The sequence below is a fragment of the Pseudonocardia sp. UM4_GMWB1 genome (assembly GCF_017312155.1).
Taxonomy (GTDB): Bacteria; Actinomycetota; Actinomycetes; order Mycobacteriales; family Pseudonocardiaceae; genus Pseudonocardia; species Pseudonocardia alni.
This window is the reverse complement of record NZ_QJPN01000001.1, coordinates 4,942,729-4,968,783: the sequence shown is the minus strand read 5'-3', so window position 1 is coordinate 4,968,783 and position 26,055 is coordinate 4,942,729. Positions and strand designations below refer to the sequence as shown.

Here is a 26,055-nt window from a genome sequence, read left to right as displayed (position 1 = left end):
CGGTCTGTGACGTTCGCCTCCCCCGCTTGCGAGCAACCCGGAGGGCTCACCCGGGTGGCCAGGCGTCGCCCCACGCGGTGTCACGGGCGTGCCGGAACAGCTCCTTGCGACTGCGTGGGACGGGTGTGTCCCGCAGCGTCCCGTCCGCCTCGCAGACACGCAGAGTCACCAGGCCCTTGCGTGTGTGCGGGTGCCGGACCACCCGGCCCGGGGCCCGTCCGACGGTGCCGTCGTCGTCACGCACGGCGGCGACGTAGGAGAACTTCTCGTCCTCGTGGCCCAGCGAGCCGGCCTTCAGCACCCGGTGGCGCGAACTGCGGCCGACGCGCACGGCGAAGTGGCACCAGTCGTCACCGGTCACCGGGCAGGCGCCGTCGTGCGGGCAGGGCGCGGCGACGGTCAGGCCCGCGGCGAGCAGCCGGGCACGGGCGTCGAGGATGCGCGCGTGCCCGGCCGGCGTCCCCGGCTCGACGAGCACGACCACCCGCGCGGCCCGGGCGGCGGCGTCGACGACGGCGTCGCGCACCGGGACCGCCAGCTCCCCGAGCAGGTAGCAGGCGGTCAGCAGGTCGGTGTCCGGCAGCGCCGGGGCGGTGCCGAGCACCGCGGCCTCCCAGTGAGCGCCGCGCAGCAGCGCCGACGGAGCTCCGCCCGCGAGCCTGCGCCCCAGCGCCCGGGCCGGCGCCGCGGCCTCCAGCACCGTGGCCTGCTCCAGCGACGGCCACACCTGCGCCGCGGCCCACACCGCGGCGCCGGTCCCGCCGCCGAGGTCGAGCAGCGACACCGGCTCCGGTACCCGCGCTGCGGCCCGCTCCAGCACGTCGACGACCGCCGCGTGCGTCGCGGGCATCCGGTACGCGGCGTAGGCGGCCGCGTCGTCGTCCGTGCGCAGGATCGGCGCGGTGGGCACGGTGCCGCTGCGGTAGTCGCGGATCAGCCGGTCGACCACCGGCGCGAGCCGCGCGGCGGGGACCCGGTCGAGCGCGTCGTCGAGGGCGGCACCGAGCGCGCCGGACAGGTCGGGGGACAGGTCGGGGACCACCCGCCCATTCCACCAGTCCCGGGCTCAGCCCCGGGCGCCGACCAGCAGCGGGTCGGCCAGCACGTCGAGCAGCGGGGCCTGCATCCGCGCCCACGGCGACAGCCCGGAGGCCGGGTCGTCGGCGGCGGCGCGGAAGCGCGACCAGCTCCACCAGGCCACGTCCTCGACCTCGTCGGGGCGCGGCTCGGGCTCGCCGCTGATCCGGGCGACGAACACCGGGCAGAGCTCGTTCTCCTCGATCCCGTCCTGCGACGCGCGGTAGCTGAAGTCCGGCAGCACCATCCGCAGCTCGGTCGCGCGGATGCCCAGCTCGTCGGCCAGCCTGCGGTGCACCGCGTCGGCCATGTCCTCGCCGGGGGCGGGGTGCCCGCAGCAGGTGTTGGTCCAGACCAGCGGGAAGGCGGTCTTGGTGCGGGCACGCCGGGTCACCAGCAGCCGGCCGGCGTCGTCGACGCCGTAGCAGGAGAACGCCAGGTGCCGCGGGGTGCTCGCACCGTGCACGGTGGCCTTGTCCGCGACGCCGACCGGGTTGCCCTCGTCGTCCAGCAGCACGACCTGTTCCATGCCGTCCTGTCTACCGGAGCCCGGCGGCCGCGGCCTGTCGGCCGGTACCGGCTCACACCCCGGAGCGGGCGGCTGCGCGGCCCCGGACCGCGCCGCCGAGCGCGGCACCCGGCAGGTGCGCGGCGACGACCGCCAGTGCGGCGGGGGAGACCGTGCCCCGCGCCAGCCCCAACCCGACCGCGCAGTCGAACACCCGCCGGCTCCGGGCGGCGGCGCCGATCGCGGCGTCGAGGAACGCGGGACGCGCGGCCAGCCGGGCGAGCGCCCCGACGTGGCGGTGGTGGCGGGCGAAGGTCCGCTCCATGGCGGCGCGGTGGGCGGCGCCCGCGTCGTCGCCGCGCAGCGCGCTGCGCCCGGCGAGGATCCCGGAGGCGACGGCGTCGAAGATCCCCTCGCCGGTCAGCGGGTTCACCTTCGCCGCGGCGTCGCCGGCCAGCAGCACCCGGCCGTCGGGCTGGAACCGGGGCGCGGTGGACAGCGGCAGGTGGTGCGCGCGCAGCGTCGCCGGGTCCGGTTCCTGGCCGGGCAGCAGCGCGGCGAGCCGCTCCAGCAGCGACGCCCGGTTCCCGGCGCCGCGTTCGTCGAACACGCCGTAGCCGACGTTCGCGCCGCCGCCCGCGATCGGGAACGACCAGGCGTAGGCCGGGACGGCGCCGCCGGCGTACTCGATCGACAGCGTCCCCGGTTCGGCGGCGACCGGGGTGTACCCGCGGATCGCCACCGCCGTCGACGACGGCGGCACCCCCGGCGCGCCGAGCGCGCGGCGGACCACCGAGTGGGCCCCGTCGGCGCCGATCACGGCCCTCGCGACGATGTCGTCGTCGAGCAGCACCCGGTCCCCGTGCGGGACGACGGTGCGGACCCGGTGGCGGCGCAGCTGCGCCCCGGCCGCGACGGCCGCGTCGACCAGCGCCGCGTCCAGCTCCAGCCGCGTGACGACCCGGTTCGGCCGGGGCGCGGTGCGGTGCACGACCCGGCCCTGGGGAGTGCGCAGGCGCAGCCGCGGTGCCGCGGCGCCGAGGGCCCGGACCCCGGTGGCACCCAGCTCGTCGAGCAGGTCGAACACCTCGGCCGCGACGCCGTCGCCGCAGGTCTTGTCGCGGGGGAAGGCCGCGGCGTCGAGCAGGAGCACCGACGCCGACGGCCGCAGCCGCAACACGTTGAGTGCCGCGGCGCAGCCGGCGGGACCGGCCCCGACCACGACGACGTCGTAGGTGGACATGGCGCCATTGTCCCCTCCGCACCCGGGCGGAAACGGCTCGCCACCGCCCGCCCGGCCGTGGTGCACTCGCACACCGCCACCCCGTCGCCCGGCCGCGCCGTGTGCCGGCGCCGCGGGTGGGCGCGTCCGTCACGTACCGAGGAGCACGCTGTGACCACCGAGCCGGCCGCCGGCCGCGACGCCGAGCGGCTGCCCGCCGGAGCCCTGCTGATCATCTCCCTGCTCGTCGGCTCGGCGTTCGTGATGATCCTGAACGAGACGATCATGAGCGTGGCGCTGCCCGCGCTGATCGCCGACCTGCGGGTCACCCCGGCCACCGCGCAGTGGCTGACCAGTGGGTTCCTGCTGACGATGGCGGTGGTCATCCCGATCACCGGCTACCTGCTGGGGCGGTTCCCGCCGCGGGCGGTCTACCTCGCCTCGATGGGCCTGTTCAGCACCGGGACCCTGCTGTGCGCGGTCGCGCCGGCGTTCGGGTTCCTGCTGGCCGGGCGGGTCGTGCAGGCCACCGGCACCGCGGTGATGATCCCGCTGCTCATGACGACGATCCTGCGCCTGGTCCCGGCGAGCCGCCGCGGGCAGACGATGGGCACGATCTCGATCGTCATCGCGGTGGCGCCCGCGGTCGGCCCGACGCTGTCCGGGGTGATCCTCTCCGCGCTGGGCTGGCGCTGGATGTTCTGGATCGTGCTGCCGATCGCGCTGCTCGCCCTGGTCGCGGGGGCGCTGCGGCTGCGGGTGGCCGCGGAGACCACGCGGGCCCCGCTCGACGTCGCCTCGGTCCTGATCTCGGCGGTCGCGTTCTCCGGGATCGTCTACGGGCTGTCCGCGATCGGCGAGTCCGCCGCCGGGGGCGCGCACACCGCGGTGCCGCCGTGGGTGCCGCTGGTGCTCGGGGCGGTGGCGCTGGCGGTGTTCGTGCACCGCCAGGTCCGGCTGCAGCGCGGCACCGGCACGGCCCCGCTGCTGGACCTGCGCCCGTTCGCGGTCCGCCGGTACTCGCTGTCGCTGGTGCTCGTCGCGACCGGGTTCATGTCGCTGTTCGGCGCGATCATCCTGCTGCCGCTCTACATCCAGGAGGTGCTGGGCGACAGCGCGTTCGTCGCCGGCCTGGTGGTGCTGCCGGGCGGGCTCGTGATGGGGCTGCTGGGCCCGTTCGTCGGCCGGGCCTACGACCGGGTCGGCGCCCGTCCGCTGGTGCTGCCCGGGTCGGTACTGCTCGCGATCGTGATGTGGGGGTTCACCACCCTGGCCGCGGCGACGCCGATCTGGCTGGTCGTGGTGCTGCACGTGGGCCTGTCCGCGGCGCTGGCGCTGATGTTCACGCCGCTGATGACCGACGCGCTCGGCTCGCTGCCCGGCGAGCTGTACTCGCACGGCAGCGCCATCCTCACCACGCTGCAGCAGGTCGCCGGCGCGGCGGGGACGGCGCTGTTCATCACCGTGATGACGCTGGCCTCGGCCGGCGCCGGCGTCGACGCGGCCGGGGTGCACGCGGCCTTCCTGGTCGCGGCGGGCGTGTCCCTGGTGACGGTGGTCGTCGCGCTGGCCGCGTCCCGCCTGCCGGCACCCGCCGCGGCCCCGCAGGACGCCCGGGCCTGAGGCCCGCCCGCCGGGTCAGCGGGTCGCGGTCCTCCCGGTGGTGCCGGCGGGGGCGGGGACGTCCGGGTCGTCCAGCCCGTCGCGGGAGGTCTCGCGCAGGGCGAGCACCGACCCGACCGAGACCAGCGCCAGCGCCCCGATCACCGCCGACAGCGTCCCGGTGCCGAACCCGGCGGCCTGCAGCGACGCGAACAGCACCGGCGAGAGGCCCGCGCCCATCCCGGAGATCTGGTAGCCCAGCGAGGCCCCGGTGTAGCGCGAGCCGGTGGAGAACATCTCCGAGTACAGCGCCGCGGACGGCCCGAACCAGGCCGCGTGCGTCACGCCCTGACCGACCACCACGGCGAGGGTGAGCAGCACCGCCGAGCCGGTGTCGATCATCGGGAAGACGGCGACGCACCACAGCCCGGTGGCGACCGCCCCGCCCAGGACGACCGGCCGTCGTCCGACCCGGTCCGACAGCGCGGAGAAGCCGATGATCCCCACGATGGCGACCAGCGAGGACAGCGTCAGCGCGTTCAGCACGGTCTGGCGCTCGAACCCGGCACCGACGGCGTAGGAGATCAGGAACGTGGTGAGCGTCCCCTGCGCGACGAAGGCCCCGAACCCCACGCCGACGGCGAGCAGCAGGTTGCGCGGCCGGGACAGCACCTCCAGCAGCGGGGCGCGGGCCGGCGTCGTCGGCTGTGCGGCGGCCGCCGCGGCGAACACCGGGGTCTCGGTGACCGACAGCCGGACGAACAGGCCGATGCCCAGCAGCACCACGCTCAGCAGGAACGGGATCCGCCAGCCCCAGGTCAGGAACGCGTCCCCGGTCAGCGACGCCGACAGCGCCAGCACCAGCGTCGACAGCACCATGCCGCTCGGCGCGCCCGCGTTGGTGAAGCTCGCCCACAGCCCGCGCCGCGACGACGCGTGCTCGGCCGACATCAGCACCGCGCCGCCCCACTCGCCGCCGACCGCGATGCCCTGCACGACCCGCAGGACGATCAGCAGCACCGGGGCCAGCGCGCCGACCTGCGCGTAGGTCGGCAGCAGGCCGATCAGGGTGCTCGCCACGCCCATCACGACCATGCTGATGACCAGCATCCTCTTGCGCCCGACGCGGTCCCCGAAGTGGCCGAACACGATCCCGCCGAGCGGGCGGGCCAGGTAGCCGGTGGCCAGCGTGCCGAAGGCGGCGACGGTGCCGACCAGCGGGTCGAGGTCGGAGAAGAAGACCGCGTTGAACACGACGGCCGAGGCCGTCGCGTACAGCAGGAAGTCGTAGTACTCGATCAGGCTGCCGAGGTAGCTCGACAGGACCGCGCGCCGGCGCTGGGTCGAGGAGAACCGGGGGTGCGTCATCGCAGCTCCCTGCCTTCCGTGAGATGGAAAGCAGCTTTATAGCAAGTTACTTGTGATCAGCGCCACGATCGTTAGGATCGCACACGTGACGGATGCGGCGTCGGTACCGACGGGGACGCGGGGACAGCGGCTGACCTACCTGGTCAAGCGTCTGCAGATGGCCGAGCGGGCCCGGATGGAGGAGGCGCTGCGCCCGCTGGGCGTGACGCTGGCCCAGTACACCGCGCTCAGCGTGCTGGAGCGCCGCGGCGGGCTGTCCTCGGCGCAGCTCGCGCGACGGCACTTCGTGACCCCGCAGGCGATGCAGCAGCTCGTCGCCGCGATGGAGCGCGACGGGATCGTCGAGCGCCGGCCGGACCCGGAGAACCGCCGGATCCTGCAGGTCTGGCTCACCCCGCACGGCGACGCGACGCTGGCCCGCTGCCACACCGCGGCCGGGGTCGTCGAGCGCCGGATGCTCGACGCGCTGGAGCCCGACCAGGCCGAGGTGTTCGCCGACGCCCTCGAACGGTGCCTCGCCGCCCTGGCCGGTCGCGACGGGGTCCCGCCGGACGGCGATGCTTGACCCCATGGCAAGCACCTTGCTATCAACTTGCTTGATATGAAGGAGCGAGGGAGCCCCATGAGCCCGATCACCGGTCCCGGCCTCGGGCTGGGTACCTGGCCCGCCCGCCGCGCGCGGATCAGTCCGCACGCCCCGGCCCTGTCCGACGGGGAGCGGGCGGTCGACCACGCCGAGCTGGCCGGGCGCGCAGCCCGGATCGCCGGCGGTCTGGCGGAGCGGGGCGTCGGGCCGGGGGACCGGGTCGCCTGGCTCGGGGTGAACGCCGTCGCCACCCTGGAGACCTGCTTCGCGGCGTGGCGGCTCGGCGCGGTCGCGGTCCCGCTGAACTACCGCCTGGCCCCCGCCGAGGTCGGCTACATGCTCGACGACTGCGGCGCGACGCTGCTCGTGCACGGCGCCGATGCCGACGACCTCGTCGCCGCGACCGCGCCGCGGATCCCGGTCGTGCGCGGCGTCGAGGACCTCGCCCGCGGGCCCGCCCGCGACGACGCCGGTGCCGGTCTCGACGCCCCGGCCGTGCTGCTCTACACCTCTGGCACCACCGGTCGTCCGAAGGCGGCGGTGCTGACCCACGGCAACCTGACCTGGAACACGGTCAACCAGCTCGCCCACGTCGACGTCTGCTCGGACGAGCGCACGCTGTGCATCTCGCCGCTGTTCCACTGCGTCGGGCTCTCCCAGGTCACGCTGCCCACGCTGTTCAAGGGCGGCAGCGTCGAGCTGGTCGCCCGGTTCGACCCGGCGGCGGTCCTGGGCCGGATCGCCGAGGCCGGGATCACCAGCTTCGCCGCCGTCCCGACGATGCTGCAGATGCTGTGCGAGTCCCCGTCGTTCGCGGGCACGGACCTGTCGTCGCTGCGCACCGTGGTCTACGGCGGGTCCCCGGTGCAGGAGCGGGTCGCCAGGGCCTGGCTGGAGCGCGGCGTCGCGCTGCAGCAGGGCTACGGGATGACCGAGGCCTCGCCCGGGGTGCACATGGCGACCCGCGACGGTACGGCCGCGCACCCGCCGACCTCGGTCGGGGTGCCGCACTTCTTCACCGACGTCGCCGTCGAGCGCGACGGCGAGCTCGCCCCCCTCGACGACGAGCCCGGCGAGCTGCTGGTCCGCGGGCCGCACGTCAGCCCCGGCTACTGGAACCGCCCGGACGAGACCGCGGCGTCGCGGCGCGGGGAGTGGTTCCGCACCGGCGACGTGCTCCGGGCCGGCGAGGACGGCTGGGCGTTCGCCGTCGACCGGGTCAAGGACATGATCATCTCGGGCGGCGAGAACGTGTACCCGGCCGAGGTCGAGGCGGTCGCGGTCACCCATCCCGACATCGCCGACTGCGCCGTCGTCGGGGTCCCCGACGAACGCTGGGGCGAGGTCGGCGCGGCCTACGTGCAGCTGCGCCCCGGCACCGACCTCGACGCCGACGCGGTGCGCGCGCTGCTCGCCGGGCGGCTGGCGCGCTACAAGGTCCCGAAGTACGTGCGGTTCGTCGACGAGCTGCCCCGCAACGCGTCCGGCAAGGTCCGGCGCGTCGACCTGCGTGCGGCCGCGGCCGTCGCCGAGGAGCTGTCGTGAGTTCTCTGCCGGAGTCGCTGATCGTGGAACGCCAGGGCGAGGTGGCCGTGCTGCGCCTGTCCCGGCCCCGCAAGCGCAACGCCCTCGACGACGCGACCGTGCTCGGTATCGAGGACTTCTTCGCCCGCCCGCCCGAGGGGGTGCGCGCCGTCGTCCTCGACGCCGAGGGCGACCACTTCTGCGCCGGGCTGGACCTGTCCGAGCTCGGCGACCGCGACGTCGTCGCGGCGATGGAGCACTCCCGGATGTGGCACCGCGCGTTCGCCCGGCTCGCCGAGGGACGGCTGCCGGTCGTCTCGGTGCTCAAGGGCGCCGTCGTCGGCGGCGGGCTGGAGCTGGCCTCGGCCACCCACCTGCGCGTCGCCGAGGACTCCACCTTCTACGCGCTGCCCGAGGGCCAGCACGGCCTGTTCGTCGGTGGCGGCGGGTCGGTGCGGGTGCCGCGGCTGATCGGCGTGCACCGGATGACCGACATGATGCTGACCGGCCGCGTCCTCGACGCCGACGAGGGCCACACGCTCGGCCTGTCGCACTACCGCACCGGTCCGGGGGAGGGCCTGGCCCGCGCCTGCGAGCTGGCCCGCACCGTCGCCGGGAACTCGGCGATCACCAACGTCGCGGTGCTCCAGGCGCTGCCGCGGATCGCCGAGGCCTCCCCGGACCACGGTTTCATGATGGAGTCGCTGGTCGCCGCCGTCGCCTCGTCCAGCGCCGAGGCCCAGGAGCGGATGCGGGCCTTCCTCGACGGCCGCGGCGGGAAGGTGAGCCGGTGAGCGAGCTGCTGCGCCCCGTCGCCGACGACGTCCGGGAGACCACCGAGATCGGCCGGTTCGTCACCGCCGTCGAGCGCGGGCACGGCCTGACCCTGCCCGACTACGCCGCGCTGCACCGCTGGTCGGTGACCGAGCCCGAGGCGTTCTGGTCCGCGGTCGCGACCCACCTCGGCGTCCGGTTCGACACCCCGCCCCGGGCGGTGCTCGGGCGGCGGGGGATGCCCGGCGCCGAGTGGTTCCCCGGCGCGACGCTGAACTACGCCGCGCACGCCCTGGACGGCCCCGAGGACGACGTCGCCGTCGTCGCGTACTCCCAGACCCGCGACCGGGTGGAGCTCACCTGGGGCGGGCTGCGCGAGCAGGTCGCCCGCGCCCGGGCCGGGCTGCGCAGGCTCGGCGTCGGCCGCGGCGACCGCGTCGCGGCGTACCTGCCGAACCTGCCCGAGACCGTCGTCGCGTTCCTCGCGACCGCCTCGCTCGGCGCGGTCTGGACGAGCTGTGCCCCCGAGTTCGGCGCCCGCAGCGTGCTCGACCGGTTCGGCCAGGTCGACCCGGTCGTGCTGCTCACCGTCGGCGGCTACGGCTGGGCCGGGCGCGACGTCGACCGCCGTGACGAGGTCGCCGCCCTGCGCGCCGGGCTGCCCGGGGTGCGCCACGTCGTCGCCGTGCCGTACGGGCCGCACACCGTGCCCGACGCGATGACCTGGGACGAGCTGCTGGCCGCCGACCCGGAGCCGGGCGCCGACCCGGTCCCGTTCGACCACCCGCTGTGCGTGCTGTTCTCCTCCGGCACCACCGGGCTGCCCAAGGCGATCGTGCACGGCCACGGCGGCATCCTGGTCGAGCACCTCAAGAACCACGCCCTGAGCTGGGACCTCGGCCCCGGCGACCGGATCCTCTGGTACTCCACGACCGCCTGGATGATGTGGAACGCGCTGGTGTCCGGGCTGCTGCGGCAGGCCTCGATCGTGCTGATCGACGGCAACCCGGCCCACCCCGACCTCGGGTGGCAGTGGCGTCTCGCCGCCGAGACCGGCGCGACGCTGCTGGGTGCCAGCCCCGGGTTCCTCATGGCCTCGCGCGCCGCGGGCCTGCGCCCGGCCGCCGAGCACGACCTGTCCGCGGTCCGCCAGATCGGCGCCGCCGGAAGCCCTCTCCCGCCGGAGGGCTACCGCTGGGTGGCCGAGCAGTTCGGCCCCGAGGTACTGCTCAACGTGGGCAGCGGCGGCACCGACGTCTGCTCCGGCATCGTGCAGGGGAGCCCCTTCCAGCCGGTGTGGTCCGGCGAGATCTCCGGGCCCTGTCTCGGGGTCGACGCCGCCGCCGTCGACGACGCGGGCCGCCCGGTCGTCGACGAGCTCGGCGAGCTGGTCATCCGGGCCCCCATGCCGTCGATGCCCGTCGGCTTCTGGGGCGACGACGACGGCAGCCGCTACCGCGACACCTACTTCGCCACCTGGCCCGGGGTATGGCGGCACGGCGACTGGGTCCGCTTCTCGGCCGACGGCTCCGCGGTCGTCGCCGGCCGCTCCGACGCCACCCTCAACCGGGGCGGCGTCCGGCTGGGGACCGCCGAGTTCTACCGCGTCGTCGAGGAACTGCCCGAGGTCGAGGACTCGCTCGTGGTGCACCTGGAGGACCCCGCGGGCGGCAACGGTGAGCTGCTGCTGTTCGTGCAGCCCGCCGACGGCACCCCCCTCGACGACGCCCTGGTCACCCGGATCCGCACCGCGCTGCGTGGCGAGCTCACCCCGCGCCACGTCCCGGACCGGATCGAGGCGGTGCCGGTCGTGCCGCGCAACCGCACCGGCAAGAAGCTGGAGGTCCCCGTGAAGCGCATCCTGCTCGGCGCCGCCGTCGACGACGTCGCCTCCCGCGACGTGCTCGCCGACCCGACCGCGCTCGACGCGTTCGTCCACTTCGCCTCCGGGACGCCGGCGTGAGCGCGCCCGGGACCCCCGGCGGCGCCGGTGCCGCGGCCGGGGTCGGCACCGTCGCCGTCGTCGGGACGGGGGTGATCGGCGTCGGCTGGACGGCGCTGTTCCTGGCCCGCGGCCTGCACGTGCGCGCCTTCGACCCCGCACCGGGCGCCGAGGACCGGCTGCGTGCCGACCTCGCCGCGCTCGGCCCGTTCCCCGGCCACGACGGCCCGCTGCCGGTGGCGAACCTGGTGTTCGCCGGCAGCGCCGCTGACGCCGCCGGGCCCGCCGGTTTCGTGCAGGAGAACGGCCCCGAGCGCGAGGACCTCAAGCACACCCTGTTCGCCGAGCTGGACTCCGCCGCCGCCCCCGGCGTCGTGCTCGCCTCCAGCTCCTCGGGCCTCCTGCCGACGACGATCGCCCGCGGCGCCGCCCGGCACCCCGAGCGGGTGCTCGTCGGGCACCCGTTCAACCCGCCGCAGGTCATCCCGCTGGTCGAGGTCGTGCCGGGGGAGCGGACGGCGGAGTCCGCCGTCGAGGCCGCGCTCGCCTTCTACACCGCGCTGGGCAAGCGGCCGGTCCGGCTGCGGGCCGAGGTGCCGGGCCACCTGGCCAACCGGCTGCAGGCCGCGCTGTGGCAGGAGGCGTACTCGCTGGTCGAGCGGGGTGTCGCGACGGTCGCCGACGTCGACGCCGCCATCTCCCACGGCCCCGGCCTGCGCTGGGCGGTGCTCGGCCCGTTCGCCAACCAGCACCTGTCCGGCGGCCCCGGCGGCCTCGCGCACATCCTGCAGCATCTCGGTCCGCCCACGGAGCGGTGGTGGCGCGACCTCGGCCGGGTCACGCTCACGCCCGAGCTGGCCGCGACGCTCGTCGACGGCGTCCGCGACGAGCTGGGCGACCTCGACGGCCCCGTGCTCGCCGCCCGCCGCGACAGCGTCCTGGCCGCGCTGCTCGAGGCCAAGTCCCGTACCGAGCTCCCCTGACGGAGGTTCCCCATGCCCATCGACCTCGCTGCCGTCGACGCGATCGACGTGCACGTCCACGTCGAACAGGACGGCCACGGCTGTCTGGCCCTCGACCAGGAGCTGCTCGACGCCTCGGCGAAGTACTTCAAGGCCGACCAGGACCGCACCCCGACCATCGACGCGATCGCCGAGCACTACCGGGCACGCCGGATCGCCGCGGTGGTGTTCACCGTCGACGCGCCGTCGGGCACCGGGCACCCGCCGCTGTCCAGCGAGGAGATCGCCGACGCGGCCGCCGCGCACGACGACGTCCTGATCCCGTTCGGCTCGGTCGACCCGCACACCGGCAAGGCGGCCGTCGCCCGCGCCCGCCGGCTGGTCACCGAGCACGGGGTCCGCGGCTTCAAGTTCCACCCCAGCCTGCAGGCCTTCGAACCCGACGACGTGCGCTTCTACCCGCTCTACGAGGCCATCGCCGAGCTGGGCGTGCCCGCGCTGTTCCACACCGGACAGACCGGGATCGGCGCCGGACTGCCGGGCGGACGTGGGATCAAGCTGCGCTACTCGAACCCGATGCTGCTCGACGACGTCGCCGCCGACCATCCCGACCTCACCGTGGTGCTCGCCCACCCGTCGGTGCCCTGGCAGGACGAGGCGATCTCGATCGCCACCCACAAGTCCAACGTGTACATCGACCTGTCGGGCTGGTCGCCGAAGTACTTCCCGCCGCAGCTGGTGCGGGCCGCGAACACGATGCTGCGCCGCAAGGTGCTGTTCGGCTCGGACTACCCGGTCATCACCCCCGACCGGTGGCTCGCGGACTTCGAGACCCTCGAGATGAAGCCCGACGTCCGGCCGATGATCCTCAAGGACAACGCGGTGCGGATGCTCGGACTGGGGTGATCGTCGACGGTGAGGGGTCCGGTGCCGGATGCGGCACCGGACCCCTCGCTCGTGCCGGTCACGGGATCGACGGCCGCCCGGGTTGTCCGGACGGGTTCCCGTACGGCCCGTCGCGTCGTACGTCGTCCCAGGTCAGAGCCTCGAAGCGAACCGGTTCCCGACGTCGTTGACACGATCAGGTGATTCGTTTCGCCCTGTTCCGGCACCGCGGGGCGGGTCGTCCCGGTCCGTACGGAGTAGCCCAGGTCACTCCCCGCGCCCGATCTCGCGGCTCTGCGACCCCGTTCCCATGATGTGGACCTGTCCGGTGTCGAGTTGGCCCGAACGGGTCTGTTTACTGATTCCCATGCACCTCGTCTCCCGGTTCGCGGTTCGGCGCCACGTCGACCTGCGCCGCCAGGCGAGCGCGCTCTGTTCCGGCGTCTGACCGCGCCCGGCTCCCGGGGCGCGCCCGCGCTCCGCCGCACGCCGTCCCCGGCACGGGGTCCGCAGCCGCGGTAGCCACGGGACCGCCCCCCGCACTCCCCGACACCACCGCGCCCCCGCGCGGACCTCCCGCCCCGTCCCCCCCCGGCGGCCCGGGAGGGCGGGGTCCGACGGCCCCTCGTGGCGCACGCCCGCACCTGCCCGCGCCCCGCGGCGCCGTCCACGACGGACGACGTCGCGGCTCGCCGCTCGGCGGATGTCCACATCGGACTCCACTTCACTCCCCGTCACGAAAGAAGGAGACACGTCGTGCCTCAGCACCGCGCACGGTCCGCGTCCCGGGCCCGGCTGATCGCCGGCGGCGCCGCTCTCGCCGGCACCGCCCTGATCGGCCTGTCCGGGGCGGCCCAGGCGGCCACCCCGGACCTGGTCCCCGACCTCGGCCCGATCCTCAGCGCCCCGAACGACGACCAGCCCGACCCGGCGCCGACCGCGCCCCCGGTCGAGTCGTCCTACGAGGCGTTCGACTCCGACCAGCCGATCCAGCAGCTGCGCGACTTCGCCCCCGCGGGCGTCCCCGCCGCCGGCCTGGTCGACGTCGTGTCGAAGGCGCCGAAGCAGATCACCCCGACCTTCCTGTCCGGCGGAGCGGGCGAATGAGCCTGCTCCCGCAGTCCCGCTGGGCGCGGCGGGGGCTCATCGCCCTCGCGAGCGCCGCCGTCGTCGCCGGGGTCGTCGCGATCCCCGCGTCGGCCCAGGGAACGATCGACAAGGTCAAGTCCGAGGTCACCGGCGCCGACGGCAAGAACTACTGGGTCGAGAACAACCTCACGCCGGAGGCCCGTCAGCAGTCCGCCGACGGGCCCAAGAAGGAGTACGCGCTGGTCTGGGCCGGTGACGAGAACGTCGCCGACACCGCGGTCGCCGACGTGCGCAACCTGCCGGGGTCGCTGCTCGACCCGGTCGACAAGGTCCGCGACGCACTCCCCGGTCCGGACTTCCTGGCCGTCGTCGACGTCACCAAGGGCACCCCGGACTACGGCAAGGTCGTCAACACCGCGACCGTTGGCCCGCTCGTGGAGAACGAGCCGCACCACATGCAGTACTCGTGGCGCAAGGGCGACAAGATCTACGCGGGCGGCCTGTTCTCCGCGGCCACCTACGTCTTCGACGTCGCGGCGCTGCCGGAGATCAGGCTGTCGGGCATCTCGCTGCCGTCGCAGACGCTCTGCGGCTCGGTGCCGGACGCCTACTGGGTCCTCAAGGACGGCACCGCCTACGGCACCTACATGGGCGGCCCCGTCGCCCCGGGGCCGTGCCGTTACTCAGGCGGCGAGGTCCGCACCGGCAACGGCTTCGCGGGCTCTCCCGGCTCGGTGATCCGGTTCGACGAGGAGGGCAGGAACCTCGTCGAGGCCCCGGCCGCGACCGAGACGCCCGAGGACCCGACCCAGTGCCTCAACATGCCGGCCCTGGGCAACCCCACCTGCGCGAACCCGCACGGCATCCAGGTCCGCGAGGACCTGAACACCATGGTCACCAGTGACTACGCGGAGCCGCGTTCGATCATCCTCGACCCGGTGAAGAACCCGTCGCCGTACCTGCGCCGGCCCACCGTGCGGACCTGGGACATCTCGGACCTGAACAAGCCGAAGGTCACGTCGGTGCAATACCTGCCGACCGGTCCGCGCAGCAACGGCGTGGACCCGCTGCGCAATGAGAACCGCGCCGTCATGGAGACCACGGTCACCAACCGGCCGGAGAACCGGGGCGCGTTCGCTCAGACCATGCAGGGTGGCGCGATCTTCTACACGCCGGACATCACCGCCGAGAACCCGGAGTGGAAGGAGGTCTTCGACCTGGGGACCTCTGCGCCCGAGCTGGGTGTCGGTGGCGAGAACGGCGGCCCGAGCGCCAACGGCGGCTGGATCCAGACCAGCGCCGACGACACGACGCTCTACCACGCCACGATCGGTCGCAAGGCCGGCACGCTGGGCCCGGACGACAAGGGCACCGCGGGCGGGGTCATCGCACTCGACATCGAGAAGCTCCTGGCCTCCGGCAACGCGCCGCAGTGCTCGATCGACACGATCGAGGAGACCACCGCCGGTGGCGCCGAGAGCGACTGCCCGACGATCAAGGGCACGGTCGGCATCAACCCGGACCGGACCGGCGCGGGCCCGCACTGGGGCGCGCTGGACAATCTGGAGCGCGGTGACGACGGCTACTACCGCCACACGGACCGGCCCACGCGCCTCGCGACCGCGAACTACTTCGTGGCCCGCACCGGGCTCGACGGCGACCACCGCCTGTGCATGACCGACGTCGCCCCGGACGGCACGCTGAGCCTGGACGAGTCGTTCACGGACGAGGACACCGGCGACACGTGCGTGAGCTTCAACCGCCGGCACTGGCCGCACGGCGACTTCGGCAACGCCAAGCCGCACTCGATGCTGTTCGTCGCGGCCGACGAGGACATCAAGGACTGATGATGTCCCCCTCGTCGATCGTGACGCTCGTGCCGGCCGGCGGGCTCCTGCCCGCCGGCCCGGCCGGGGACGACGCCCCCGCCCTGCTCCGTGCAGTGGCGGGGGCCGCCCCGGCGGTCCTCGCCCGAGGACCCTTCGACGGCGTGCCGTTCGCGGACACGGCCCTGCGGCTGGTCCTGCTCATCGCGCTCGCCGTGGTGGCCGGAACCGGTCTGGTCCGGGTCCTGGCCGGTGCGCCCGGACGCGCCGAGCGGGTCGTCGCGGGAGTCGCGGCGCTCGTCGCCGTCTCCGCCGCGGTTGCCGCGGTGACCCGGTCCGGCGCCGGGCTCACCGGCTGGACCCTGTTCCTCCTCCTGGTCACGGTCGCGGTACCGGCGCTGCTCGTCGGTCCCCGCCCGGTACTCGCCGTGCTGCCCGCAGCCGCCGTGACCGCGCTGCTGGTCCTCCAGCTCGCCGGCACCCCCGGCGCTCCGTGGTTCGCGCCGGACGCCGGGTACGCCGTCGCCGGGTCCCTGGCCGCCGGTGCGGCGGTGCACCTGGTCACCACCCGCACCGATGACGACACGCGGCCCGCCCGGGTGCGCGTGCTCGGCATCGCGGCGGGCACGGTGGGGGCCGTGCTCGCCGCGGTGCGGCTCGCCGTCGCCGGGCCGTTCTCGCTCACCGACGTGCACGGCACCGGCTTCGGCCGCGCCGCGCTGGTGACGGTCGTGGCCCCGGCCGCGGTCGCGGCCCTGCTGCTCGCCGAGACGCTGCTGATCCGCCGCGCGGCCAACAGGGTCCGCGCCGACGAGGTGCGCGACCGCGTCCGCACCCCCGCCGCGCTGGCCGCGGTCGTCGCCGTCGGTGCGGCGTCGCTGCTCGCCGCCCTCCCGGCGCCGGCGCCCGCGGCCGTCCCGGGACAGGCCCTGCTGCGCTCGGTCGACCTCGGCGCCGGACCGCTCACCCTGGCGGTCTCCCCGATGCGCCCCGGCCCCAACCTCGTCCAGCTCACCGGCGCCGGGGGCACCGTGACCGGGCCCGACGCCACGATGCCCGCCGGGCACGGGGACACCGGCGCCCCCGCCGGCTACGCCGTCCGCACCGGTGACCGCGACGTGCCGTTCACGGCCCGCTCCGGCGCCCCGGGCGGCTGGGCACTGGTCGACCTGCCCGAGGGCACCACCTCGATCACCCTCACCGCCGGGGGACTGGCCCGCGCGGTGCCGGTCGACGTCGGCACCGACCGGACCGCCCCCGCCGGCGCGAGCGGTGCCGACGGGCCGGAGTGCCTGTCCGCCGCCGTCGGGCGGATCCTGGCCGGGGGCGACCCCGCACCCGGCCCGTGCCCGTCGGAGGGGCTCGACCCGGCCGACGCCCTGGCGCTGCGCGGCACCGTCCGCGCGCTCGCCTCCCAGGGGGCGCCGGGTCTGGCGATCGCCGGTGACGTGTCGCCCCGCTCCCGTGCGGCCGCCGACGTCGTCCGCACCGCGGCCGGTGCCGCCGGGCTGCCGGTGCGCCCGGCCCCCGGCCCGGACGACGCCCTGGTCGTCGTGTCCGGCTGGCAGCACGCCGCGACGACGGTCCGCGACACCGCCCGCGCGGCGCAGACCACGCCGACCGCGCTCGGCGGGACCTACCTCGCGCCGTGGCTGCTGACCGGGGGAGTGCTCGGGCAGAGCCCGGGCACCCTGCTCCCGCTGGACTTCGGCCCGCAGGAACAGGTCCCGCAGCGCTACGTCCGGACGCTCGCCGCCGTCGCACCGGGATCCGCCCCGTCGCTGTCGGGGCTGCGCACCTGGGCGGCGACGACCGGAGAGGCCTACACCGACCCGGCACCGGCTCTGTACGGTGCCGCCCCGGTGAGCGTGCCGATGACCGCCGCCGACGACGACGGCGGGCACCACGGTGCCCCCAACGAGGCCGCCTGGTTCCCGGGCGGCGCGATCGTCCGGATCGGCTCCGCGCTGACCGGGCCCGGGCGGGCGGACACCGACCCCGGGACCGGCGCCCCCGCCGGACCCACCCCCTGACCAGCACCACCCACGAGGAGGCTCCCGTGTCGATCACGAAGGACCCGCCCGGCCGGTCGCCGGGCACACTGGCCCGCGCGTTGCGCGAGCTGCCCGGCAGCGGGCGCACCGCGTTCGGGCCGCAGGACCGCGCCGCCGCCCCGCCGCAGTGGCGGGTCGTCGCCGTCGGCCTGGTCCTGGCCGTGCTGTTCCTGGTCGGGGTGGGCACGGTGGCCCCGGCGACGATGGTCGGCACCGCCGCGCTCGGCCTGGCCCTGGGCTTCACCCTGTTCCACTCCCGGTTCGGCTTCACCTCCGGCTGGCGCCAGCTCGTCGCCGTCGGGCAGGGCGCCGCGATCCGCGCGCACATGGTCATGCTGGCGACGGCGTCGGTGCTGTTCGCGGTGATCCTCTCGTCCGGGTTCGCCCTCGCCGGCGAGCCGAAGGGGTTCACCAACCCGATCGGCATCGGGCTCGTCGTCGGCGCGTTCCTGTTCGGCGTCGGCATGCAGGTCGGCGGGTCGTGCGCCTCGGGCACGCTGTTCGCCGTCGGCAGCGGGCAGTCCGCGATCGTGCTGACCCTGCTCGGGTTCGTCGTCGGCTCGATGTTCGCGGTGTTCACCCACACCTTCTGGACGCAGACCGTGCCGCAGGGCCCGAGCGTCAACCTGGCCCAGCTGCTCGGCTACCCCGGCGCCGTCGCCGCCACCCTGCTCGTGACGGCCGCGATCACCGCGGTCACCTGGGTGGTCGCCCGGCGCCGCACCCCGCCGCCGGTGGAGCGCCCGCCGTCGGCGCGCGGCGTCGCGCGGATCCTGCGCGGATCGTGGCCGATGTGGGTCGGCGCGGTCGTGCTCGCCGTGCTCAACGCGGCGGTCCTGTTCGTCTCCGCCGCCCCGTGGGGCGTGACCTCGGCGTTCGCGCTGTGGGGCTCGAAGCTCCTGCAGGCCGTCGGGTTCGACATGGCGGGGCTGGCGTACTGGCAGGCCCCGGCGAACGCGCGGTCGCTGGCCGCCCCGGTGCTGGCCGACCGCATCTCCAACCTCGACGTCGGCATCATGATCGGCGCGCTGGTGGCCTCCGCGGTGGGCGGCGCGTTCGTGCTGCACAAGCGGATCCCGTGGAAGCTCGCCCTCGGCGCGGTCCTCGGCGGCATCGCCATGGGCTACGGCGCGCGTCTCGCGGGCGGCTGCAACATCGGTGCCTACTTCTCCGGCATCGCCTCGTTCAGCCTGCACGGCTGGATCTGGGCCGTCGTCGCACTCGGCGGCACCTGGGTCGGGCTACGGCTGCGGCCGCTGTTCGGCCTGACCAACCCCAAGCCTGCCGACTCGCTCTGCTGAGCCGGCCGGACGCTCCCCCCACGAGAGAGGTTCACACGATGACCGCACGTACCACCGTCCGCGCGCTGGCCGCCGTCGCCGGCGCGGGGGCGCTGGCCACCCTGGCCGGCGGCCTCGCGCACGCCGACGAGGGCCACCACGGCAGCCGCCACGGCCACGGCGATGCGCACTACGACGGCTCCGTCTGGCACTACGACGGCGAGGCCCACCCCTCCGACTCGGCCGACCTCAACGAGTCCGCAGGCGACCGCGCGGACGGCAACACCCCGGTGTACCTGCTGAAGGACGTCCCGGCGGCGGTGGCGCCCGAGGACCTGCTGAAGCCGGTCGACCTGACCGCGCCCGCGTTCGGCGTGCTGGACGGCCTGAGCTGAGACCCGCCCCGGGCTGCTGTGCACAGGGCCGCCCGGGCCGAGCCGGCCGCCCCGCCCGGACCGCGGGTCCGGGCGGGCCGGTCGTGCGCCGGGGGTGGGTCAGTCCTCCTGCAGGACGGCCTGCACGTCGAGGTCGATCCGCAGCGTCCGGCCGACGGCCAGGACCCCGGCCAGCACCGACTGGTTCCAGTCGATCGCGAATTCGTCGCGGGAGATCTCGGTGGTGGCGGTGAACGCCGCCCGGGTGCCACCCCACAGGTCGGGGCCGGTGCCGCCGTAGGTCATGTGCAGGTCGACGGGGGCCTTGACGCCCTTGAGCGCCAGCATCCCGTGCACCGTCCAGCGGGTGGCGTCGACGCGGGTCAGGCCGTCGCCCTCATAGCCGATGGCCGGGTGGGCCCCGACGTCGAGGAAGTCCGCGGTCCGCAGGTGGGTGTCGCGGTCGGGGTCGTCGGAGTCCACCGAGCCCGCGTCGATCGACACGCTCACCGAGCTGGCCTCGAACGGGTCGGCCACCCGCAGGTCGCCGGAGAACCGGCGCAGCCTGCCGTGGATGCGGCTCATCCCGAGGTGTAGCGCGGTGGCCCGGATGCTGGAGTGCTGCGGGTCGATCCGCCACAGGCCGGGGGTGGGCAGCACCGCGCCGCCCGCCCGGGCGAGCTCGACGCGGCCCAGGTCGGTGCCGTCCCCGGCCAGTGAGACCGCCCGCGCGGACGGCTCGTACCCCGCCGCGGCGACGACGACCGTGTGCGGCCCCGCGGCCAGCTCCGCCACCGCGAACCCGCCGTCGGCCCGGCTGGCCCCCCGGCCCCGCTGCACGCCGGTGGCGTCCATGACGGTGACCGTCGCGCCGGTCACCGGCCAGCCGTCGGGGGTGCTCAGCCGTCCGTAGAGCTCAGCCACGTCCCTGCTCCGTCCTCGTCGGGTCGCCGATCCGGTCGTCGGTCGGGTCCGGGGCGCCGAAGCGCACCTCGACCGGTGTGGTCGCGCCGCGCGCCACCTGCACCGCGACGACGACCGGCGCCCAGCCGCTCGCCGTCAGCTCGTGCCGTCCGGGCGGGAGCCCGTGCAGCTCGTAGCTGCCGTCCCGGCCGGTGGTGGTCTCGGCGACGGTGCGCCCGTCGCTGTCACCGATCACGATCCGCGCCCCGGGGACCGGGCGGCCGTCGCCGCTGCGCGCGACGCCGGCGATCCCGGCCAGGGCCGGGAAACGCAGCTCCACCGGCGGCCCGGCCGGGTCGGCGTCGACCGTGCGGGCCAGCGGCCCGTGCCCGGGTGCGGTCGCGGTGAGGGTGTGCGGGCCGGTGCCGGGGGTGTCGGCCAGGAACCGGCCCGCCGGGTCGGTCGGCGTGTGCGCGACGACCTCGCCCGCGGTGTCGATCAGCGTGACGGCGGCGCCCCCGACCGGGCGGCCCGCGGCGTCGGTCAGCGTGCCCCGCACCGTGCCGCCGCCGGCGACGGTCACGTCGTGCCGCGCGGGGGAGGCGACGACGGCGACGAGCCCGGCGTCGGGCCCGGCGCCGTCGGTGCGGGTCACCACCAGGTAGGTCCCGCCGGTGGTCAGGGCCACGGCGTAGGTGCCGTCGCCGCCGCTGACGGCCCGCCCGTGCTGGCGCCCGTCGAGGTCGGTGACGGTGACGGTCGCGCCCGGCACGGGGGTGCCGGACCGCCCCCGCACGGTGCCGACGACCGCAGGTCCGTCCCGTTCCGGTGTCACGTCGCGACCTCCCAGGTTAGTTGCGCATCGCAACGATAACCCTCCCGGGTGGACGGTGCGTCACCCGCACCGGTGTCGGCGGCCGGTGATCGTGTCGTGCCGCATCCCGGGACTTGCGTCACGTGTAACCAGTGGTAACGTTACCGGCGGTTACAGCACCTGACGTCGTTGTCTGCGAGGAGTCGCCATGACCGCCACCGTTCCGGAGCACGGGCTCGAGGCCGGGGACGTCCGGCACGCCGCCGACCGGCACGACACCGCCGAGCGTCTCCTGCGTTCGTCCGCGGAGCTGTCGTTCGACCCGTCCACCCAGGTGGACTGGGAGACCCCGCTGAACCTCGACGACCACGGCATGAGCCCGGAGTGGAGCAGCCTCTACGGCACCGACTACTGGGCGGAGCTGTCCGAGGCGAAGCGCAAGGAGCTGACCCGCCACGAGGCCGCCTCGGTCGCCTCCACCGGTATCTGGTTCGAGATGATCCTGCAGCAGCTGGTCCTGCGGGACTTCTACGCCAAGGACCCGACCGACCCGTCGTTCCAGTGGGCCCTGACCGAGATCGCCGACGAGTGCCGGCACTCGATCATGTTCGCCCGCGGCTCGGCGAAGCTCGGGGCCCCCGCGTACGTCCCGAAGCGCTCCACGGTCGCGCTCGGCCGCTTCTGCGCCGCCACCTGGCGGGGCGAGGCCGCCTACGCCTCCATCCTGGTCGCCGAGGAGGTCCTCGACGTCATGCAGCGCGACTGGATGCGCGACGAGCGGGTCGCCCCGTTCGTGCGGACCATCTCCAACATCCACGTGGTGGAGGAGTCGCGGCACATGAAGTTCGCCCGCGAGGAGACCAAGGAGAACCTGCGCGGCGCCGGCCCCGTCCGTCGTCACTGGCAGGCGCTGGCCGTCGCGATGGCCGCGTACTTCATCGTGACCAGCATGTGGAACGAGAAGGTCTACGCCAACGTCGGCCTCGACACCCGGCGCGCCCTGCGCGAGGCGGCCGCCAACGAGCACCACAAGGCGCTGCTGCGCTCCTCCTGCGCCGGGCTCATGGAGTTCCTGGGATCCTGCGGCCTGCTGACCAGGCCCGCGCTGTACTTCTACCGTCGCGCGAACCTGATCTGACCCGGAGCCGGCCGTGCCCTTCGCGATCACCCAGACCTGCTGCACCGACGCGTCCTGCGTCGCGGCCTGCCCGGTCAACTGCATCCACCCGACGCCCGACGAGGCGGACTTCGCCACGACCGACATGCTCTACATCGACCCGCGGGCGTGCATCGACTGCGGGGCGTGTGCCGACGCCTGCCCGGTCGACGCGATCTTCCCGGTGGAGAGGCTGAGCGCGTCGCTCGCGGGGTACGCCGAGGTCAACGCGGACTACTACGAGGGCAAGCCGGTCGCCGGGAAGCTGGAGGGCGACTCACCGCTGTTCCACGAGTGGTACCCGCTGAAGTTCACACGGTCGCTTCCCGCGGACATGGCCCCGCTCGACGTCGCCGTCGTCGGGACCGGGCCCGCCGGGATGTACGCCGCCCAGGACCTGCTCCTGCACACGTCGTCGACGGTCACGCTCTACGACCGGCTCGACGTCGCGGGCGGTCTGGTGCGGTTCGGGGTCGCGCCCGACCACCCGTCGACGAAGGGGATCGGGGAGTCCTTCGCCCGCTTCCACACCCACCCGCGGGTGCGGATGCGCCTGGGCACCGAGGTCGGCCGCGACGTCACCGCCGACGAGCTCGCGCAGCGCCACGACGCCGTCATCTGGGCCGTCGGGGCGCCCGTGCCGCGCGACCTGGGCCTGCCGGGGGAGGGGCGAGTCGGCAGCATCGCCGCCGACACCGTCGTGGGCTGGTACAACGGCCACCCCGACGTGCCGCGTGACGCCGTCGACACCGCGGCGGGACGGGTCGTCGTGGTCGGCACGGGCAACGTCGCGATCGACGTCGCCCGGGTCCTCACCGCGCCCGCCGCGGACCTGGCGGGCACCCCGATCGATCCTGCCGCGCTGGCCGCCCTGCGCACCGGTGCGATCACCGAGGTCGTGCTGCTCGCCCGCCGTGGCCCGGAGGCGGTCGCCGCGACCGCGCCGGAGCTGCGCGAGCTGCTGGGCCGCAGCACGGTCGAGGTCGTGGTCGACGAGCACGACCCCCGCATCGCCGAGTCCCTCGACGGCCCCGCCGCGTCCCCGTCGCACGCGCTGCTGCGCGGCGCCCGCCGGGAGAAGATCGACTGGTCGGTGCCCGCGGAGCGCCCGCGGGTGGTGTTCCGGTTCCACTCGGCGCCCGAACGGGTCGACGGCACCACCCGGGCCCGCGGGGTGCACACCGCCGACGGGACCGACATCCCGGCCGACCTGGTCGTGCGCGCCGTCGGGCACCGAGGCCGCCCGGTCGCCGGCCTGCCCTTCGACGACGACCGCGGCGTCGTCCCGCACGACGCGGGCCGCGTCGAGGGCCGTCCCGGCCACTACGTCGTCGGCTGGATCAAGCGGGGCCCGTCCGGGGGGATCGGCACCAACCGCACCTGCGCGGCCGAGACCGTCGGGTCCCTGCTCGACGACGCCGTCGCCGGCCGGCTCCCGTCGCGCCGCCCGGCCTCGCGCCTGGGCGCCATCACCCGGCGGCTCCGCCGGAGCTGACCGCCCCTGGTCAGCGGCTCAGGTCCAGCAATGACAGCGCGCCGCGCAGCACGTCGTCGATCCGCGCGAGCGGGACGGTGCGGCGCCACCCGTCGAGCCCGCCGCGCACCAGGATCCGCCCGGGGGTCAGGTCGATCCCGTGCAGCTGCAGCGCACCGGGCAGCCCGGGCAGCTCGACCCGGCCCGAGCGGATCGCCGCCAGCGGGCTGCGGTCGACCATCGCCCGCACCGAGCGACGGGTGTCCGCCGACCGGGGTGGCCCCATCCACCGCCCGGCGACGGTCAGACCGATGACCTTCCAGGACAGGGTGTGCCCGTCCACCGACACGGCGAGGTCGGCGGCCCCGAGCCCGGGACGGCGACGCAGCCGGGCGCGGGCGACGCCGTCGGCGTCGACACCCACCTCGACCTGCGGCACGTGCTCCCGCAGCCGCCCGGCGACCCAGTCCGGGTCGAGCTCGGCCTCGATCTCCACCGGACCGGCCACCAGCTCCGGGGCGAGCCCGGGGCGCAGCCGCACGTCCGCGGCGGTCACGGTGAGCCCGCGCAGCGCGAGGCCGGGCCGGACGACGTCGCGCGCGGCCAGGGTGACCGTGGCGAACCGCCCGGTCGTCAGCGCCCGGGGACCGAGCCCCGACGACGCGACGGCCGTCGGCACCAGCCGTACCTCCGACCCACGGGAACGCAGCGTCATCGGGCGTCCGACGTAGCGCAGCCGCGCGGCCTCCAGCAGCGCGCGCAACAGCAGCGCCGACCCGGGCGCCGTGCCCGCGTCCAGCAGGGCCGACGCCGCGGAGACCCCGGCCGGCGTCTCGACTGCCATGGCGCTGGAGGCTCCCTCGGACGGTGGACGGGGTCGGTCCGAGCCTCGCAGGCCCGGCGGCGACCCGCCCGGCCGCGGCCGGGGTGTGCGACGACCCGCACGGCGTGGTCGGCCGGTGGTGCGACGGCGGTCGCGCGGTGCCGGTGCACCGGCACCGCCGGCCGTGCCCGGTCGTCCGGTCGCGGACGGCGGGGCCGCACCGGCATAGCGCGGGGGGATCGTCGTCCTGCCACTGTCCCGCAAGGCCTTCCGAGTCCCGGGAATGGCCTCATCGGGTTGTTTACGGGTGCTCGTGAGAGTGACCGACGGGCTCCGGTCTGGACATGTGCACAGGTGGGATCGGCACCGTCTGTCATGGCAGTGATGCGCTCTCCGGTCCCGGAGACCGACGTGATCGCCGGCCGCTACATCCTGGCGACCCACGTCGGTATCGGGTCGACGGCGACGGTGTACCGGGCGTGGGACCCGCACGAGGACCGGGTGGTCGCGGTCAAGCTGTTCCTCGACCGCTACGACGCCGATGGCGTGGACCGGCAGTGCCGTGAGCTGCGGACCATGGCCCACCTGGACCACCCAGGCCTGGTGCGGCTGCTGGGCGGGGGCGTCGACCGCGGCCGGCCCTTCCTGGTGGCCGAGCTCGTCGAGGGGGAGACGCTCGCGGCCCGGCTGGCCGGTGGCCCGCTGCCGGTCGAGCGGGCAGCCGCGATCGGCGCCGACATCGCGTCGGGGCTCGCGCACCTGCACAGCCGTGGGGTGGTGCACCGCGACGTGAAGCCCGCCAACATCCTGCTCTGTTCCGACACCGGCCGGGCGCGGCTCACCGACTTCGGCATCGCCCGCGTGCTGGGCCACTCCGTGCTGACCCGGACCGACGCCGTCCTGGGCACCGCGGCCTACCTCGCGCCCGAGCAGGTCGCCGGTGAGACCGTCGGGGTTGCCGCGGACGTGCACGCCCTCGGCCTGGTCCTGCTCGAGGCGCTCACCGGGGAGCGGGAGTACCCGGGGACCACGGTGGAGTCCGCCGTCGCCCGGCTGCACCGGCCTCCGCGTGTCCCGGACGAGCTGCCGGCCCGGCTGCACCGGGCGTTGTCCGACTCGACCCGCCGGCACCCGGGGGACCGGCCGGCCGCCGCCGACCTCGCCCTCCGCCTCCGGCACCCCCGACGACCGCCGGAACTTCGGCGAGACGACGGGTCCGGACCGTCGTAGCCTGCGCGGGTGCCGGACATCACGACCTTGATCCTCGACGACCACGCCTGGTTCCGCCGACAGTTCGCCGCGCTGGACGAGCTCCAGGCCCGCGACTCCGACCCCCGTGAGCTCGCCCGCCTCTGGGAGCCGCTCGCCGCGCGTCTCGACGTGCACGCCCTCGCCGAGGAGAAGATCTTCTACCCGCAGCTCCTCGCGCACGGGGAGGACCCGGAGGACGAGACGCTCGACGCCATCGGGGACCACAACGAGATCCGCGACGGCGTCGCGCAGGCCGAGCGCAGCCCGGTCGGCAGCGGCCAGTGGTGGGAGGGCGTGTGGGCCGCCCGCCGCGCCAACGACGAGCACATGGGCGAGGAGGAGAACGAGGGCCTCGCCAACTTCCGCCTGAACGCCACCACCGGCCTGCGCGAGTCGCTCGGCCGGCAGTTCGCCGAGTTCCTCGACGCCCACCCCACCACCGCGGGCCTCGACAACTCCGACAAGGACCCCGAGGCCTACGTCGACGAGGTCCAGGCCGAGATCGACCCGTCCGACCCGACCCGTGACGGGCTCGGCATCGGCAGCCTGAAGGGGAAGTAG

General features: G+C 75.2%; 23 protein-coding genes. 16 read left to right on the top strand and 7 right to left on the bottom strand.

Annotated features, from left to right (window positions below):
* Positions 1 to 46: 46 nt before the first annotated feature.
* Genes DMP15_RS23195 through DMP15_RS23185 form a run of 3 tightly spaced genes read right to left on the bottom strand, consistent with a single transcriptional unit; the run spans position 47 to position 2,828 of the window.
* On the bottom strand, positions 47 to 1,042 hold the full coding sequence (locus DMP15_RS23195; protein ID WP_337826438.1) for a small ribosomal subunit Rsm22 family protein: 996 nt from the start codon (positions 1,040 to 1,042) through the stop codon (positions 47 to 49).
* Between the two features lie 24 nt (positions 1,043 to 1,066).
* On the bottom strand, positions 1,067 to 1,606 hold the full coding sequence (gene idi / locus DMP15_RS23190; protein WP_337826437.1) for an isopentenyl-diphosphate Delta-isomerase: 540 nt from the start codon (positions 1,604 to 1,606) through the stop codon (positions 1,067 to 1,069).
* Between the two features lie 52 nt (positions 1,607 to 1,658).
* The gene (locus DMP15_RS23185; protein WP_100879925.1) at positions 1,659 to 2,828 is read right to left on the bottom strand and encodes a geranylgeranyl reductase family protein; all 1,170 of its coding nucleotides are present in this window, start codon (positions 2,826 to 2,828) and stop codon (positions 1,659 to 1,661) included.
* Positions 2,829 to 2,978: 150 nt separating this feature from the next.
* Here DMP15_RS23185 and DMP15_RS23180 point away from each other — a divergent pair, with 150 nt between their 5' ends.
* Positions 2,979 to 4,430 carry a DHA2 family efflux MFS transporter permease subunit gene (locus DMP15_RS23180; protein WP_073577194.1) on the top strand — a complete coding sequence of 484 codons (1,452 nt, stop codon included), beginning with the start codon at positions 2,979 to 2,981 and terminating at the stop codon, positions 4,428 to 4,430.
* A 15-nt stretch (positions 4,431 to 4,445) separates the two neighbouring features.
* Here DMP15_RS23180 and DMP15_RS23175 read toward each other — a convergent pair whose 3' ends face one another.
* Complete coding sequence (locus tag DMP15_RS23175) at positions 4,446 to 5,777, bottom strand: MFS transporter (RefSeq protein ID WP_073577193.1); 1,332 nt, start codon at positions 5,775 to 5,777, stop codon at positions 4,446 to 4,448.
* Positions 5,778 to 5,862: 85 nt separating this feature from the next.
* On the opposite strand from DMP15_RS23175, the gene DMP15_RS23170 reads away from it, so the two are divergent.
* The 11 genes from DMP15_RS23170 to DMP15_RS23120 all read left to right on the top strand — a co-directional run bounded on the left by DMP15_RS23170 (position 5,863) and on the right by DMP15_RS23120 (position 19,094).
* Complete coding sequence (locus tag DMP15_RS23170; protein WP_304580177.1) at positions 5,863 to 6,342, top strand: MarR family winged helix-turn-helix transcriptional regulator; 480 nt, start codon at positions 5,863 to 5,865, stop codon at positions 6,340 to 6,342.
* Between the two features lie 57 nt (positions 6,343 to 6,399).
* A complete protein-coding gene (locus DMP15_RS23165; RefSeq protein WP_337826436.1) occupies positions 6,400 to 7,908 on the top strand; it encodes an acyl-CoA synthetase in 1,509 nt (502 codons plus the stop codon).
* Entirely contained in the window at positions 7,905 to 8,681 is a 777-nt protein-coding gene (locus DMP15_RS23160) for a crotonase/enoyl-CoA hydratase family protein (RefSeq protein WP_073577191.1), read from the top strand. Before DMP15_RS23165 ends, DMP15_RS23160 begins: the two co-directional genes overlap by 4 nt.
* A complete protein-coding gene (locus DMP15_RS23155) occupies positions 8,678 to 10,624 on the top strand; it encodes an acetoacetate--CoA ligase (protein ID WP_337826435.1) in 1,947 nt (648 codons plus the stop codon). The genes DMP15_RS23160 and DMP15_RS23155 overlap by 4 nt, the downstream gene beginning before the upstream one ends.
* Positions 10,621 to 11,586, top strand: coding sequence for a 3-hydroxyacyl-CoA dehydrogenase NAD-binding domain-containing protein (locus DMP15_RS23150; protein ID WP_337826434.1), 966 nt, complete (start codon positions 10,621 to 10,623; stop codon positions 11,584 to 11,586). The genes DMP15_RS23155 and DMP15_RS23150 overlap by 4 nt, the downstream gene beginning before the upstream one ends.
* Positions 11,587 to 11,598: 12 nt before the next feature.
* Positions 11,599 to 12,471, top strand: coding sequence for a 4-hydroxyphenyl-beta-ketoacyl-CoA hydrolase (couO, locus tag DMP15_RS23145; protein WP_434094286.1), 873 nt, complete (start codon positions 11,599 to 11,601; stop codon positions 12,469 to 12,471).
* Between the two features lie 735 nt (positions 12,472 to 13,206).
* Complete coding sequence (locus DMP15_RS23140; RefSeq protein ID WP_062400879.1) at positions 13,207 to 13,557, top strand: hypothetical protein; 351 nt, start codon at positions 13,207 to 13,209, stop codon at positions 13,555 to 13,557.
* Positions 13,554 to 15,386, top strand: coding sequence for a hypothetical protein (locus DMP15_RS23135; RefSeq protein ID WP_337826433.1), 1,833 nt, complete (start codon positions 13,554 to 13,556; stop codon positions 15,384 to 15,386). The genes DMP15_RS23140 and DMP15_RS23135 overlap by 4 nt, the downstream gene beginning before the upstream one ends.
* Before the next feature lie 2 nt (positions 15,387 to 15,388).
* Complete coding sequence (locus DMP15_RS23130; protein ID WP_337826432.1) at positions 15,389 to 17,398, top strand: hypothetical protein; 2,010 nt, start codon at positions 15,389 to 15,391, stop codon at positions 17,396 to 17,398.
* A 26-nt stretch (positions 17,399 to 17,424) separates the two neighbouring features.
* The gene (locus DMP15_RS23125; protein WP_083658919.1) at positions 17,425 to 18,720 is read left to right on the top strand and encodes a YeeE/YedE family protein; all 1,296 of its coding nucleotides are present in this window, start codon (positions 17,425 to 17,427) and stop codon (positions 18,718 to 18,720) included.
* Positions 18,721 to 18,758: 38 nt separating this feature from the next.
* Complete coding sequence (locus DMP15_RS23120; RefSeq protein ID WP_073577184.1) at positions 18,759 to 19,094, top strand: hypothetical protein; 336 nt, start codon at positions 18,759 to 18,761, stop codon at positions 19,092 to 19,094.
* Positions 19,095 to 19,193: 99 nt separating this feature from the next.
* On the opposite strand, the gene DMP15_RS23115 is transcribed toward DMP15_RS23120, so the two are convergent.
* Positions 19,194 to 19,997 (bottom strand): YceI family protein, encoded by an 804-nt coding sequence (locus DMP15_RS23115; protein ID WP_073577183.1) that lies wholly within the window; start codon positions 19,995 to 19,997, stop codon positions 19,194 to 19,196.
* Positions 19,990 to 20,811, bottom strand: coding sequence for an MSCRAMM family protein (locus DMP15_RS23110; protein ID WP_073577182.1), 822 nt, complete (start codon positions 20,809 to 20,811; stop codon positions 19,990 to 19,992). The genes DMP15_RS23115 and DMP15_RS23110 overlap by 8 nt, the downstream gene beginning before the upstream one ends.
* A 187-nt stretch (positions 20,812 to 20,998) precedes the next feature.
* Between DMP15_RS23110 and DMP15_RS23105 the strand changes: the two genes are divergently transcribed.
* Positions 20,999 to 21,928, top strand: coding sequence for an AurF N-oxygenase family protein (locus DMP15_RS23105; protein WP_337826431.1), 930 nt, complete (start codon positions 20,999 to 21,001; stop codon positions 21,926 to 21,928).
* A 13-nt stretch (positions 21,929 to 21,941) separates the two neighbouring features.
* A complete protein-coding gene (locus DMP15_RS23100) occupies positions 21,942 to 23,441 on the top strand; it encodes an FAD-dependent oxidoreductase (RefSeq protein ID WP_337826430.1) in 1,500 nt (499 codons plus the stop codon).
* 10 nt (positions 23,442 to 23,451) lie between these two features.
* Here the strand turns inward: DMP15_RS23100 and DMP15_RS23095 are convergent, their stop codons facing one another.
* Positions 23,452 to 24,264 (bottom strand): hypothetical protein, encoded by an 813-nt coding sequence (locus tag DMP15_RS23095; RefSeq protein WP_073577179.1) that lies wholly within the window; start codon positions 24,262 to 24,264, stop codon positions 23,452 to 23,454.
* A gap of 363 nt (positions 24,265 to 24,627) precedes the next feature.
* Between DMP15_RS23095 and DMP15_RS23090 the strand changes: the two genes are divergently transcribed.
* Together DMP15_RS23090 and DMP15_RS23085 are read left to right on the top strand one after the other, a co-directional pair.
* Positions 24,628 to 25,473 (top strand): serine/threonine-protein kinase, encoded by an 846-nt coding sequence (locus tag DMP15_RS23090; RefSeq protein ID WP_179760785.1) that lies wholly within the window; start codon positions 24,628 to 24,630, stop codon positions 25,471 to 25,473.
* Positions 25,474 to 25,482: 9 nt separating this feature from the next.
* Positions 25,483 to 26,055, top strand: a complete 573-nt coding sequence (locus tag DMP15_RS23085; protein ID WP_062400887.1) for a hemerythrin domain-containing protein — start codon at positions 25,483 to 25,485, stop codon at positions 26,053 to 26,055.

Bases quoted from the DNA above. Each gene is read 5' to 3' on its own strand.
- idi (WP_337826437.1), bottom strand. From the start codon at position 1,606: ATGGAACAGGTCGTGCTGCTGGACGACGAGGGCAACCCGGTCGGCGTC.
- DMP15_RS23175 (WP_073577193.1), bottom strand. From the start codon at position 5,777: ATGACGCACCCCCGGTTCTCCTCGACCCAGCGCCGGCGCGCGGTCCTG.
- DMP15_RS23090 (WP_179760785.1), top strand. From the start codon at position 24,628: ATGCGCTCTCCGGTCCCGGAGACCGACGTGATCGCCGGCCGCTACATC.
- DMP15_RS23185 (WP_100879925.1), bottom strand. From the start codon at position 2,828: ATGTCCACCTACGACGTCGTCGTGGTCGGGGCCGGTCCCGCCGGCTGC.
- DMP15_RS23105 (WP_337826431.1), top strand. From the start codon at position 20,999: ATGACCGCCACCGTTCCGGAGCACGGGCTCGAGGCCGGGGACGTCCGG.
- DMP15_RS23165 (WP_337826436.1), top strand. From the start codon at position 6,400: ATGAGCCCGATCACCGGTCCCGGCCTCGGGCTGGGTACCTGGCCCGCC.
- DMP15_RS23095 (WP_073577179.1), bottom strand. From the start codon at position 24,264: ATGGCAGTCGAGACGCCGGCCGGGGTCTCCGCGGCGTCGGCCCTGCTG.
- DMP15_RS23120 (WP_073577184.1), top strand. From the start codon at position 18,759: ATGACCGCACGTACCACCGTCCGCGCGCTGGCCGCCGTCGCCGGCGCG.
- DMP15_RS23130 (WP_337826432.1), top strand. From the start codon at position 15,389: ATGTCCCCCTCGTCGATCGTGACGCTCGTGCCGGCCGGCGGGCTCCTG.
- DMP15_RS23135 (WP_337826433.1), top strand. From the start codon at position 13,554: ATGAGCCTGCTCCCGCAGTCCCGCTGGGCGCGGCGGGGGCTCATCGCC.
- couO (WP_434094286.1), top strand. From the start codon at position 11,599: ATGCCCATCGACCTCGCTGCCGTCGACGCGATCGACGTGCACGTCCAC.